The organism is Coriobacteriaceae bacterium (assembly GCA_025992855.1).
In the GTDB taxonomy this organism is placed as follows: Bacteria; Actinomycetota; Coriobacteriia; order Coriobacteriales; family Coriobacteriaceae; genus Collinsella.
In genome coordinates this window covers 1,195,483-1,207,583 of sequence record DAJPGB010000001.1, presented here as the reverse complement: position 1 = coordinate 1,207,583, position 12,101 = coordinate 1,195,483, and the positions used below count along the sequence as shown (strand labels likewise).

12 protein-coding genes are annotated in these 12,101 nt (G+C 58.3%); 5 read left to right on the top strand and 7 right to left on the bottom strand.

The window, feature by feature from the left end:
* Positions 1 to 86: 86 nt before the first annotated feature.
* The 3 genes from ettA to OIL88_05035 form a co-directional block, all read right to left on the bottom strand.
* A complete protein-coding gene (gene ettA / locus OIL88_05045; protein HJI71732.1) occupies positions 87 to 1,766 on the bottom strand; it encodes an energy-dependent translational throttle protein EttA in 1,680 nt (559 codons plus the stop codon).
* A 184-nt stretch (positions 1,767 to 1,950) separates the two neighbouring features.
* Positions 1,951 to 2,655: an SdpI family protein gene (locus tag OIL88_05040; protein ID HJI71731.1), complete on the bottom strand. Its 705-nt coding sequence runs from the start codon at positions 2,653 to 2,655 to the stop codon at positions 1,951 to 1,953.
* The gene (locus OIL88_05035) at positions 2,648 to 2,926 is read right to left on the bottom strand and encodes an autorepressor SdpR family transcription factor (GenBank protein ID HJI71730.1); all 279 of its coding nucleotides are present in this window, start codon (positions 2,924 to 2,926) and stop codon (positions 2,648 to 2,650) included. Before OIL88_05035 ends, OIL88_05040 begins: the two co-directional genes overlap by 8 nt.
* 300 nt (positions 2,927 to 3,226) lie before the next feature.
* On the opposite strand from OIL88_05035, the gene OIL88_05030 reads away from it, so the two are divergent.
* Together OIL88_05030 and OIL88_05025 are read left to right on the top strand one after the other, a co-directional pair.
* A complete protein-coding gene (locus OIL88_05030) occupies positions 3,227 to 4,021 on the top strand; it encodes a tRNA threonylcarbamoyladenosine dehydratase (protein HJI71729.1) in 795 nt (264 codons plus the stop codon).
* 14 nt (positions 4,022 to 4,035) lie between these two features.
* Positions 4,036 to 4,818, top strand: coding sequence for a TatD family hydrolase (locus OIL88_05025; GenBank protein ID HJI71728.1), 783 nt, complete (start codon positions 4,036 to 4,038; stop codon positions 4,816 to 4,818).
* A 278-nt stretch (positions 4,819 to 5,096) separates the two neighbouring features.
* Here OIL88_05025 and OIL88_05020 read toward each other — a convergent pair whose 3' ends face one another.
* The 4 genes from OIL88_05020 to deoC all read right to left on the bottom strand — a co-directional run bounded on the left by OIL88_05020 (position 5,097) and on the right by deoC (position 8,412).
* A complete protein-coding gene (locus OIL88_05020) occupies positions 5,097 to 5,960 on the bottom strand; it encodes a PfkB family carbohydrate kinase (protein ID HJI71727.1) in 864 nt (287 codons plus the stop codon).
* Between the two features lie 62 nt (positions 5,961 to 6,022).
* Positions 6,023 to 6,682, bottom strand: coding sequence for an HAD family phosphatase (locus OIL88_05015; protein ID HJI71726.1), 660 nt, complete (start codon positions 6,680 to 6,682; stop codon positions 6,023 to 6,025).
* 63 nt (positions 6,683 to 6,745) lie between these two features.
* Positions 6,746 to 7,588 (bottom strand): Cof-type HAD-IIB family hydrolase, encoded by an 843-nt coding sequence (locus OIL88_05010; protein HJI71725.1) that lies wholly within the window; start codon positions 7,586 to 7,588, stop codon positions 6,746 to 6,748.
* Positions 7,589 to 7,737: 149 nt separating this feature from the next.
* Positions 7,738 to 8,412 (bottom strand): deoxyribose-phosphate aldolase, encoded by a 675-nt coding sequence (gene deoC, locus OIL88_05005; protein ID HJI71724.1) that lies wholly within the window; start codon positions 8,410 to 8,412, stop codon positions 7,738 to 7,740.
* A gap of 618 nt (positions 8,413 to 9,030) precedes the next feature.
* On the opposite strand from deoC, the gene OIL88_05000 reads away from it, so the two are divergent.
* The 3 genes from OIL88_05000 to OIL88_04990 all read left to right on the top strand — a co-directional run bounded on the left by OIL88_05000 (position 9,031) and on the right by OIL88_04990 (position 12,055).
* Positions 9,031 to 10,077 (top strand): hypothetical protein, encoded by a 1,047-nt coding sequence (locus OIL88_05000; GenBank protein HJI71723.1) that lies wholly within the window; start codon positions 9,031 to 9,033, stop codon positions 10,075 to 10,077.
* A 63-nt stretch (positions 10,078 to 10,140) separates the two neighbouring features.
* A complete protein-coding gene (locus tag OIL88_04995) occupies positions 10,141 to 10,758 on the top strand; it encodes an ATP-dependent Clp protease proteolytic subunit (protein ID HJI71722.1) in 618 nt (205 codons plus the stop codon).
* Positions 10,751 to 12,055, top strand: a complete 1,305-nt coding sequence (locus OIL88_04990) for a type IV secretory system conjugative DNA transfer family protein (protein HJI71721.1) — start codon at positions 10,751 to 10,753, stop codon at positions 12,053 to 12,055. The genes OIL88_04995 and OIL88_04990 overlap by 8 nt, the downstream gene beginning before the upstream one ends.
* The last annotated feature ends 46 nt before the right edge of the window (positions 12,056 to 12,101 follow it).

The window sequence follows — 12,101 nt, the reverse complement described above, 5'->3', positions numbered from 1 at the left end:
CACAAAAACGTTCGCCGCGTTTTTTTATTTTCCCAGGTTGAGCATAAGTTCGTGTGACAAAGGGGCTGTCCCTTTGCCACATCAAACTAGTCCCTGGTAAGTTTCCTGTGGATACGATGCGGCTGGGCTGCGTCCTCGCCCAGGCGCTCGATGCGGTTGGCCTGATAGGCCTCGAAGTTACCCTCAAACCAATACCAGTTGCCCGGGTTCTCATCGGTGCCCTCCCACGCCAGGATGTGCGTGGCAACGCGGTCCAGGAACATACGATCGTGGCTAATGACCACCGAGCAGCCCGGGAACTCGAGCAGCGCCGCCTCGAGCGAGGACAGCGTCTCGACGTCGAGGTCGTTCGTGGGCTCGTCGAGGAGCAGCAGGTTGCCGCCCTGCTTGAGCGTAAGCGCCAAGTTCAGACGGTTGCGCTCGCCACCGGAGAGTACGCCAGCGCGCTTCTGCTGGTCCTGGCCCTTAAAGCCAAAGCTCGCCACATAAGCACGGCTCGGAACCTCGGTCTCGCCGACCATCATGTGGTCCAGGCCGTCCGAGACGACCTCCCACAAGTTCTTATCGGGGTCGATGCCGGAACGGTTCTGGTCGACATAGGAGATCTTGACGGTCTCACCCACCTCAAGCTCGCCCGAAGTCAGCGGCTCCAGACCCACAATCGTCTTGAACAGCGTGGTCTTACCGACACCGTTGGGGCCGATGACGCCCACGATGCCGTTGCGCGGCAGGGTAAACGAAAGGTCGTCGATGAGCACACGGCCATCGAACTCCTTGTGCAGATGATGGGCCTCGAGCACCTTGTTGCCCAGACGCGGGCCCACAGGGATGCGGATGTCGGTCCAGTCGAGCTTCTGGCTTGCGCGGGCCTCGGCCTCCATCTCCTCGTAGCGAGCCAGGCGGGCCTTGTTCTTGGCTTGGCGAGCCTTGGGCGAGCTGCGCACCCACTCGAGCTCGGCCTCCATGCGCTTGGCGAGCTTGGCATCGCGGTTACCCTGAGCCTCGATACGGGCGGCCTTGGTCTCCAGATACGTGGAGTAGTTGCCCTTGTAGGGATAAAGGTGACCGCGGTCGACCTCGCAGATCCACTCGGCAACGTTATCCAGGAAGTAGCGATCGTGCGTGACGGCAAGCACCGCGCCCTGGTAGTTGTGCAGGAAATGCTCGAGCCACAGGATCGACTCGGCATCCAGGTGGTTCGTGGGCTCGTCGAGCAGCAGCAGGTCGGGAGCCTCGAGCAGCAGCTTGCACAGGGCCACGCGGCGGCGCTCGCCGCCGGAAAGCACGTTGACCGGCATGTCGGAATCGGGCAGCTGCAGGGCGTCCATGGCCTGGCCGAGCTTGGAATCGATATCCCAACCGTCGGCGGCGTCAATCTCGTCCTGGAGCTTGCCCATCTCGGCCATGAGGGCGTCCATGTCGCAATCCGGGTCGCACATCTCCTCGCCGATCTTATTGAAGCGATCGACCTTGGCGATCATATCGCCAAACGCCATGCGCACGTTCTCGATGACGGTCTTGTCGTCGTCGAGCGGCGGCTCCTGCTGCAGGATGCCCACGGTGTAGCCGGGAGTGAGCCTGGCATCGCCGTTGGAGACTTCCTCGATGCCGGCCATGATCTTGAGCAGGGTCGACTTACCCATGCCGTTGGGGCCCACGACGCCGATCTTGGCACCGGGGTAGAAGCTCAAGGTCACATCGTCAAGGATTACCTTATCGCCATGAGCCTTGCGAGCCTGATACATCTGGTAGATAAACTCCGCCATTTGTCTGTTTTATCCTTTCTACCTGCTGTTTCCCTATTCTTGATTCGCTTTAGTGGAAACGAAATGAGGAAACCGGCTCTGAAACTTAGCGAAAAAGGGGCATGGTTGCCCACACCCCCTAATACTACCTGGGAAAAGTCCCCCGGGACACACTATGAACTGCGTACGCTAGTTTTCCGCAACCTTAACGAACAGCCCGCTGAGATTTGCGCCACAGCAGATACGAGTAGACGTAGACGGCTCCGACCGAACCAAACGCCAGGACCGCAATCACCGCGGCGACGACTTCACTCGAAAGCACGCTGCCTGCCACGCCCATCACTATCAAGCCGACACCCAGCACCATAAAGCAGGCACCGCCAAAGCGCTGCGTACGGCGCCAGTTCTCGGGATCGGCAAGCGCCCAAGGTGTCTTGATACCGAGCGTATAGTTCTGCTTCACACGCGGCAAGTAGTTGCCTACGCCGATGAACAGCAAACCGACAACACCGGAAATAAGCACGTTGACCGAACCGACCGCCGGCACCACGCCCCAGACCGTAAGCTCTCCCAGCCAGCTTATGGCGCACATGAACAAGGTGAAGGCGATTACGAAGCCCTGGTAGAACTTGCCCGAGGTTCGATATGCCTCACCTTTGGGGTCGATGCGCGGCACCACGCAGAACATTGCGAGAAGCGCCAGAGGCAGCACGCCGAGCGCGGAGGCCATCCAGCTAGGACCCCAACCGTCAACGGCGCCGTTCGCGCCCCAGTGCGTGGGAATCTGCGCAGGCAAGCTCGGCATCACCATGAGATGCGCTACGACATTGGCGACGCACAGAGCGACCAGCGCAATCCACACGCGCGACGATACCCCCGTGGGGTGAATGCCCTTGTTTTCGTTATTCATCCTTATCACCTTCCGTGTTTGTAAAGCCCATAAACCAGCCAATCAAATCCTGCATGACGGTGGTGTTTAAGCTGTATACGATGTTTTGGCCATGGCGCTCGTCGGTCACCAACCCGGCGTTTTTGAGCGTCGCCAAGTGATGGCTCAGCGACGGCTTACTGATATCGAAATGCTCGGCAAGCTCCCCCGCCGTGCAATTGCCCTCGCGCAGCAACTCCAAAATGCGCCGTCGCGTTGGATCGGCAAGCGCCTTAAAACCCTCTCCCGGCATAAGACCTCCTCTCATCATCTCTCATAACGCGCACACTATACTCGATATTTAGATGTTTGTCTAACTATCTAATCTTGTACTCAAAAAAAATAGCCGCCTCCGCGTAATGCGAAGACGGCCACTTCTCACGCTACAAACGTGTTTTGGAGTTGGCCAACCCGCTGCAACGGGTGCCATCTGCTTCAATCTTATGCGAACCCCGATCCCATTTCAACAAGCCCAAGGGCTCAAATGGAATCGCGATAACACCTATAATGGCGATAGCTAAAACACGATTCGCTTCCCCATCGGAGGATGTCTATGACCGAAACCGCTGCCGCTCTCGTCGAGACACGCGACACCAAGCTCGAGATCATCATGGGCCGCGAGGCACTCGATAAGCTCGCCGATGCTACGGTGTTGGTGCTCGGCTGCGGAGGCGTGGGCTCCAACTGCTGCGAGGCACTCGCCCGCGGCGGCATTGGTCATTTCGTCATTCTGGACAAGGACATCGTCGCGCCCAGCAATATCAATCGCCAGGCTATCGCCTTTCACAGCACCATCGGCAAGCGCAAGGTCGATGTTATGGAAGCCATGATCCACGACATCAATCCCACCGCCACCGTTATCAAACGCACCGAATACCTGCTGAGCGACAACATCGACGAGTTCTTCGCGAGCGTTTTGGAGCAGACGGACGGCAAGCTCGACTACGTCGTCGACGCCATCGACACCATCTCGGCCAAGCTCACCATTGCCAAATATGCTCAGGACCACGACATTCGTTTGGTTAGCTCCATGGGCGGGGCCAACAAGCTCCATCCCGAGTGCCTCCGCTTTGCCGACATTTTCGATACGGTACGTGACCCCATGAGCCGCATCATGCGCAAAGAATGTAAGAAGCGCGGAATCAAGAGTCTGCACGTGCTGTTTAGCTGCGAGGAATCGGTTAAGACCCAACCCCGCGACCCGTCCAACATCCACGAGCGTACCGAGTTGGGTACCGCTAGTTTTATGCCGCCCATCATGGGTCAGATGATTGCCGGCGAGGTTATCCGCCAGATCAGTGGACGCGGCACCGAGCGTGTGCGCGCCGACGGCCAACGCCTGGACTAGCGGAGTGCGCCGAGATGGAGCCCCGGTTATTTGATGCACACTGCCATCTTGATTTGATGGCTCACCCGGACGCCGTTGCCGATGAGGCGACGGCACTGGGCTTGGGCCTATTTGATTGCGGCGTCGATCCACGTGACTTTTCGGCCGCAAACGAGCGCGCCCATCGCCAACCAAGCATCATCGCCGGCATTGGGCTTCACCCCTGGTGGCTTGCCGACGGTCGCTGCGGTCCTGCCGAAATCAATCTGCTTTGCGAAGTTGCAGCCCAAGAGCGCTACATCGGCGAGGTGGGACTCGACTTTTCTGCGCGCTTTGCCGGAAGCGAGCCGCTGCAAACACAGGCACTTGACCGGCTCTGCGAGGCTCTCGCGCAACATCCTCTTACCGGGCGTGTGATATCAATTCACGACGTTCGTTCGGCAGGAGCCGTACTGGACGTCCTCGAATCGCATGGACTACTCATCCCAAACCCCGACTCCCCCGCTATCATCTTCCACTGGTTTAGCGGTACTTCGGACGAACTCGTCCGCGCGCGTAATGCGGGCTGTTATTTTTCCGTGAACGAGCGGATGCTCGCCACCAAGCGCGGTCGCGAATACGCCCGACAGATCCCACTCGATCGTTTACTGCTCGAGACCGATGCGCCGGCGGAGGCAAACACCGAAACAAGCGCACAGTCGCTTATCAGATCGCTCACATGGACCTCAGAACGCATCGTCTCACTCAAAAACCGCGACGCAGAGTGCATCGAGTCGGCAGTTTTAGCAAATGCGCACTCTGTTTTTGACCTTCGCTAGCCCCGGTGGGCAAAAAATGCCAAATATGAGTACTGTTGCAAATCCAGTCACATTATTTTACGGCAAAATAGTGCCTTGATAATGTACAGCTATCCATTATCAAGGCACTTTAAGGTGGTTAAAGTCATTTTTAGCAGGTTTTAATCACTCGCAGACACCCAACTAGGCCCTCAATAGCTTAATTTCGCTGTTACTAAATTAGTGACAGCACTCATATTTAGCATTTTTTGTCCATGGAGTCCCGGGGGGCGACAATTCGACTCCCCGGGACTGCTCACCTATTCGGAAATCGGCACTCCATGGCCCCAGGAGCCTTCCATGCCGCATACGGTCGAAGCAAACCCCGCCGCAAAGTCGAGTGCACGCTCGATGGCCTCGGCACCATCCTCGCCACGCTTGACGGAATCGAGATAACACATCAGGAACGAAGTCAGGAATGAGTCGCCCGCACCCATGGTGTCCTTCATATCCGTTACCGGCTTAGCCAGTTGGCGGTAATAACGATCGCCATCATAGGCAATGCAGCCCTCAGCGCCAGCCGTTGCCGATACGAAACGCGGACCTAGGCTCCTCACCCATGCCAGACGCTCGCGAATCTCATCCTCACTCGCGGCGTCTGCCGCGCTAAAGAACGCGAAGTCAACGTAGGGAGCAATCTGCTCGTAGTACTCGTCGGTCGAATCGTCCGAGAAGTCAAACGAAACCGTGATGCCCGCGGCCTTCAACTTGGGAAGTTCACGCTCGGTAAAGCAATAGTTGCCCGAGTGGACTACGTCGAACTGCTTCACGTACGCAAGGTCAAAGCGATCGAGCACATAGCGCGCATCACCACGGATGCCGCCCTCATTGGAGCCAAGGAAAACACGGTCGCCGTTAACGACGGTCACGCGTGCCGCACCGTTCTCGCCGATGAGCTGCTTGCACTTGGCAAGCTCAACGTCCTCATCCTCAAGACTCGCAATCACATGCTCAGCAGCAGCGTCATTACCAAAGATGCCCATATACGCGGAGCGCGCGGCGCCGCACTTCTTGGCATACACGGCAAAGTTCACCGCATTGCCACCCGGATACATTGTGTGGATATGCTCGTAGCAGTCGACGACGTTGTCGCCAAACCCCAGTGCGCTCACGTTAAATGCCATGACGCCGCCCCTCTCTCTTATGCCAACGGAACCACTGTTGTGACAGCAGTACCGCCCAGAATCTACGCGAGTTCCAGCAGCTCCGGCAGCTGGTCGATAATCTTGTCCGCGGCATCCTGGCTAAAGCCAAAGCGCTCCTCGCGCTTAGCGATGACTGTCAGACCGGCGCGCTTGCCGGCAGTGATGCCAGGCACCGAATCCTCAACGCAGCAGCAGCGATTCGCGGGCAGCCCCAGCAGGTCCAGCGCATGCAGATAGATGTCGGGCTCGGGCTTGCTCTCCTTAAACTGCTCGCCGCTCACCACATACTCAAAGGCATCCGACAGCCCACATGCGTTGAGCACTTCCTCGATGCTATCCATGGGCGACGAGCTGGCAAGCGCCACGCGAACGCCGCGGCGCGGCAGCTCTCGAATCGTATCCACGGCGCCTGGGTTAATCAAAGCCTGATAGTCGCGCGGACGTTTATGCGCCCACTCATCCCAACGGGCCAACGCTTCCTCGCCAGTAAAATGCCCCTTACCGGCACGCTCAAACCAATCGACCAGCATGCGGAGAAAGAACTGATGCGAGGTACCGACCTGCCCGTTCAGCTCCTCTTGGGTTAGGTTAAGCCCAAGCTCCTTGGCAAACGCGGCAGTCTCGCCCAGGTAGTAATACTCGGTATCGACAATGACGCCGTCCATGTCAAAGATAACGGCGTCGAACGGAAATGCGGACACGGCACTCTCCCTAACAAAAGGGCGCCTGTAAACAGGCGCCCGAACTATGCATTATCGGCGATTCTAGCCCAGCAGCTTATCCAGCGCCACCGCGATACCGTCTTCGTTGTTATTGGCGGTCACCATCTGGGCAACTGCCTTAACCTCATCGACGGCGTTGCCCATGGCAACACCGGTGCCGGCCCACTCAATCATGGACTTGTCATTCTGGCCGTCGCCAAACGAAACGACCTCGCTGGCATCGATGCCGAGCTTGGGCAGGGCACCCTCGAGCGCACGGGCCTTGTCGATACCGGGCGCCGTGTACTCAAAGTACCAGTCGGCCGTAAACATGCCCGAAAGCGTCTGCTTAAAGGGCGCATACATCTCCTCGTAATGCGCCTGCAGGTAGGCTGGATCGCCCGCCGTCAGCAGCTTGTCCACGGGATAAGCATCAGCGACCTCATGCAGGCTCTCGACCTCGCGGATCTTAAGATCGCACGCATCGCGCTCGTATTTGACGATGTTTTTCTGCGAGCCGTCAGGCAGCGTGATCATGCAGCGGTACGAGTCCTCGACGTGCAAATCGCGACCGAGCGAAATCATAGGGATCACGTCAAAATTACGCAGGTGATCAATCAGGCGATGCAATTCGTCGGCAGGCATAGCCTGATCGAACAGTACCTCGTCGGTCTGGGCATCGACGACGTGTGCGCCGTTAAAGGCAACTAGCAGACCGTCATGGTTTTGGAGGTCGAGCTCCTGCGCCAAGGCGTGGAGCCCCCATGCGGGACGGCCCGAAGCCAAAATGAGCTTAATGCCCGACTCCTGCGCCGCGAGCAGCTTCTCGCGCGTACGCGGGCTAATCACTTTCTGATCGTTGGTGAGCGTACCGTCGATATCCATCGCGATGGCTTTGATTGCCATATATGCCTCCCTGTCATTGAACAACCTTGTCTGAGCCATCATACAGAACACCCATCGCGACTCCGTTTACAACGGGCAAAAAGTCATATTGTCTCGAACATGAACGGCGTGTGGTCGTGAAGCTTTATCGCTCAGGTCAAATACGTCTGCTAGCGACGCTCATCCGTCGGTGCGCCCTCGACGATCGCGATGCCCGCCGATGCACCTAACGCGCTGGCGCCGGCCTCGATGAATGCGCAAGCCTCTTCGTAATTATGGATACCGCCCGCCGCCTTGATTGCCACGGCATCGCCGAGCACCTCGTGCATCAGCCGCACGTCCTCGAGCTTAGCACCGCCAAAGCTTCTGCCGGTCGATGTCTTAAGGAATCCCGGCTTGGCCTCCAGCGCGATCTCGCATACACGGCGCTTGGCGGCGTCGTCGCCGTCCAGCTTGCACATCTCGACGATTACCTTGTCAGTGATGCCATGCGCGCGACAAAAATCAGCAATGGTAGTCATCTCGCGCTCGATGGCATCAAAATCGCGGTTCTCGATCGACCCCTGATTCAAAACGTAGTCAATCTCGGTAAAGCCACACGCAGCGTATTCCTCAAACCTCGCAAGCTTCTCCTCAAGCGTCATAGTGCCCTGGGGAAAGTCGATAGCGCCGGCAAGGATGATGTCAGAGCCCTCGAGCATGGCGCGGCCCGTCTCGTACTCCTGCAGGTTCGCAAATACGCAGCGAAAGTTGTACTTTAACGCCTTCTCGACATACTGCTCAAACGTGTCCTCGGGGGCATCGATATAGTCGATGTATTTATTGATGGGTTTGGCAAGCGTCATGCTGGGCCTCCTTGTTCAGGGCTGGCAACCGATTCGTGGCTTCACGCGAAAAACCACGTTCAATGTACGCCCGGCATGCAAGGACAGCGTCCGCATTCCGACAAGTGGTATGAAATTAGCCGTAAACGTATAATTTACGGACAGCGAATGGCACCGCACGCGGATGCCGACAGCAAGACATCCCCCCTCAATACACCCTCATGCCCATTTAAATAGCAAGGGGCCCGTATCTGTTGGGATACGGGCCCCTTTCGGCCGTGACCTATCTCAGCAACAAAGACTACTTGCAGTGAGCGCGGTAGAACTCGATCGCACCATCTTATCCGAGCCGGGGCACGTTCGCATAGCGTGGCGCGTGACGGTTGCAAAACCACCCCATTTGAAACAAACGCAAAAAAGTACTTGCAAAGACACGTTCCGACATATAAGTTGATAAAAGACCGCCGTTGCGGTTTTAAGTAGATCGAGCATATGAAGTTTCAGTTTTCAGCGTGTAAGAGAAGGAAGATCGGCAAAGTACAACCCCAAACGCAATGACAACTTAATGAGGTAACTGCCACATGTGAGGCACCCAGGGCATTGCTGTCTCGATTTTGAGCACGATGCCTTCCGCCTTGCATGGGCCGTTCCATCCCGCCCCTGCAGCAACTGCCTCACGGGCTCATTGAAAACCGCATAGCACCCCAACGTCAGCACATCACCCACGGCAAGCACATCACTCACGACAACCAACACATCAACAAACAGCACGAACATCAACCGATTGGAGAAGCTATGACAAACCACCACGCTGAAGACGGCGATAAGAAAAGCATTCTGGATGCCCGCATTGAGCGAGCATATGCAAACGAATATGACGCCGCCTTTGCCGCCGCGACCATAAAGAACTACGCGTCGCTACCGCTCGCGACGATCTTGGCCGACCACCCTCAACTGCTGAAGCGCTGCACAAAGATCATGGGCGACCCCGACATTCGCAAGCTGACAGACCCCTATGCCCCAAAACGCGACAACGATTCGTACGTTCTTACCGTAGGCTGCCTAGCCCATATGCTTACGGCGCTCGACACGAAACTCAAGCTCGAATGGGAACCCGACGAGCGTCATGAACTCGAAAGTAAGCGGAACACCCTGCGCACCGCACTGTTCCTTCCGTTGGACGGCCTCAAGCGCTGCAACGTCGAGCTCAATACACAGGCGCGGCAAAAGCCCGGGACCACGGGGCAGAAAACTCCAAGACCCCATGCGGCCATCGTCGACCGCAACCGATATAACCGCATGACCGCGCACTTTTCCGCCGAGGGAGCAGCCATAAGGACGCTGATCGACCTGCTGTGCCTTCTGAGCATCAACGAGCTATTTGAGGGCTATCTCGCCCTTGTTCCCGCGACGGCACCCAAGTCGGTAGCAAAGATCATCGAAACCTGCAGACGCCAGTTTGAGCGCCATCGCAATGGCAGCGAGATGAACGCCAGCATCGCGCAGTACTACGCGGCTCATTACAAAAATGACGGATGTGCCCCTGTCGAGCATCAGCTGCGGCTCGCCTACACCACGCCCGTCGCAACGCTCCATCGCTTTGGAGTCCTTGGCGCTTGCGAGCCGCACGAACAGGCAGCCTGCCCCACAACCGAGCTCGATCTCAGGCTCGGACGAACCCTGTAGCCCGCCAGCCCCTCCGCGGGCAACAATCCTATTCCACAACACAACCAACAGAAAGGAGTCCTCATGGACACCAATCATTCCCCCATCATCAGCCCCCTCACCATGCGTGAATCCGCCCGAGGTATCACGCTCACCAGCATTTACGATGAGATGCTCGCCCGTCGCGAGCTCTCCGTCATGGGAAACATCGAAACCCCGATGGCCCACGACCTATGCCAGCAGATCCGCCTGCTCGATGCCACCGACCCCAGCCGCCCCATCACCATATTTGTCGCCAGCGTCGGCGGAAGCGTGCGATCGGGTCTTGCGATCTATGACGCCATGCGCCTCGCATCGTGCCCCATCCGCACCGTCTGCCTGGAATTCGCCGCGTCCATGGGCGCCGTGATCTTTATGGGCGGCGACGATCGCCGTATGGCGCCCCATGCAGAGCTCATGATTCACGACCCGCTGATCCCCCAGGGGGCAGGCGGCTCGGCACTTGCGCTGCAGGAAACCAGCCGGCGTCTCATGCAGACCCGCAAGACCCTCACGCAAATCCTCTCGGACCGCAGCGGCCTCACGCCCAAGCGCATCCAGTCCCTCACTGCAAAAGACACCTACCTTTCGGCCGAGCGCGCCGTCGAGCTCGGCTTTGCCCACGAAATCCTCTCGACCACCAAGGAGGTCGCCCATGTCTAACCTCGCCAGCCGCCTCGCCGCATCTGAGTCCGCATCGTCCACCATCCTCGCCAAGGATCGAACGCTTTCCTGCGACACCCGCCAAACGGGACTCAACAACAACGCACTTGTGATCGGCCCCTCGGGAGCCGGCAAGACCCGAAACGTCCTCAAGCCCAACCTGCTGCAAATGAACGCAAGCTACATCGTGCTCGACACCAAAGGCACGCTCTGTCGCGAAGTGGGACCCGTGCTGGCAGCCCACGGTTACCGCGTGCAATGTCTCAACTTCGCCGACCTCAACACCGTCCCGGCCCCTGCGCCCGGCATCGAGCGCTGCGGCTACAACCCCCTGAGGCACATTCGCCGCAAGGCGGACGGCAGGCCCAACCAGCAGGACATCCTCTCGGTGGCAAAGGCCATCTGCCCCATCGAGGACAACAACCAGCCTTTTTGGGATCATGCGGCGGCAAACCTGCTGTCGTGTCTTATCGCCTACGTCACCGAACAGCTACCCGCCGACGAGCAGACGATCAGCTCGGTCATCAAGCTGATCGAGCACCTGCAGGACGGTGCCACGGGTCGATTGTTCGACGACCTGATCACGACCGACCCCCAAAGCTATGCCCTCTCGCTATGGCGGCGCTACGCCATTACGCAAAATGCCGAGCGCATGCACGCGAGCATCGTCGGCATCCTTGCCGAAAAGGTCATGTGTCTGGGATTCGACGGTGCGGCACAGCTCTATCGTGAGTGCCATCAGGTGGACTTCGCTTCCATGGGACACACCCCCCGCGCCCTGTTTGTAACCGTGAGCGATATTGACCGCAATCTCGATCCGCTGACCGGCCTCTTTATTTCGCAGGCGTTTATGGGCCTCATTCGTGAGGCCGATAGGCAGCCCGACGGCAGTCTGCCCGTGCCCGTGCGCTTTATGCTCGATGACTTCGCAAATCTGCAGATCCCCCAGATCGACAACGTGCTCTCGATTATCCGAAGCCGCAACATCTGGGCAACGCTGCTGCTGCAGTCGACCAACCAGCTCGATGCGCTCTATGGCGAGGCACGCGCACGCTCCATCATGGGCAACTGCGACACGCATCTGGTGCTGGCGTTCCAGGATCCCGAGAGTGCCCGGGTGTTTTCCGACCGCGCCGACGCGCTGCCCAGCACGCTCATGGCGACGCCGATTGATCGCTCGTGGCTCTTTGTACGCGGTCGCACTCCCGAACAGGTCGAGCGCTTTAGGCTCGAAGACCATCCGCTCTACGGGGAGCTGCCCGAGGCGCAGCGAGGCCATGCGGAGGCCGAGATCTAGGCGCAGGGTTCTCGCAGCGCGCGACGCCCCGGCGATGTTCCACAAA

What these genes read in the sequence shown, in the direction of transcription:
- OIL88_05035 (HJI71730.1), bottom strand. Translation starts at nt 2,926, where the DNA reads ATGCCGGGAGAGGGTTTTAAGGCGCTTGCCGATCCAACGCGACGGCGC.
- OIL88_04990 (HJI71721.1), top strand. Translation starts at nt 10,751, where the DNA reads ATGTCTAACCTCGCCAGCCGCCTCGCCGCATCTGAGTCCGCATCGTCC.
- OIL88_05030 (HJI71729.1), top strand. Translation starts at nt 3,227, where the DNA reads ATGACCGAAACCGCTGCCGCTCTCGTCGAGACACGCGACACCAAGCTC.
- OIL88_05040 (HJI71731.1), bottom strand. Translation starts at nt 2,655, where the DNA reads ATGAATAACGAAAACAAGGGCATTCACCCCACGGGGGTATCGTCGCGC.
- ettA (HJI71732.1), bottom strand. Translation starts at nt 1,766, where the DNA reads ATGGCGGAGTTTATCTACCAGATGTATCAGGCTCGCAAGGCTCATGGC.
- deoC (HJI71724.1), bottom strand. Translation starts at nt 8,412, where the DNA reads ATGACGCTTGCCAAACCCATCAATAAATACATCGACTATATCGATGCC.
- OIL88_05000 (HJI71723.1), top strand. Translation starts at nt 9,031, where the DNA reads ATGGGCCGTTCCATCCCGCCCCTGCAGCAACTGCCTCACGGGCTCATT.
- OIL88_05025 (HJI71728.1), top strand. Translation starts at nt 4,036, where the DNA reads ATGGAGCCCCGGTTATTTGATGCACACTGCCATCTTGATTTGATGGCT.
- OIL88_04995 (HJI71722.1), top strand. Translation starts at nt 10,141, where the DNA reads ATGGACACCAATCATTCCCCCATCATCAGCCCCCTCACCATGCGTGAA.
- OIL88_05020 (HJI71727.1), bottom strand. Translation starts at nt 5,960, where the DNA reads ATGGCATTTAACGTGAGCGCACTGGGGTTTGGCGACAACGTCGTCGAC.
- OIL88_05010 (HJI71725.1), bottom strand. Translation starts at nt 7,588, where the DNA reads ATGGCAATCAAAGCCATCGCGATGGATATCGACGGTACGCTCACCAAC.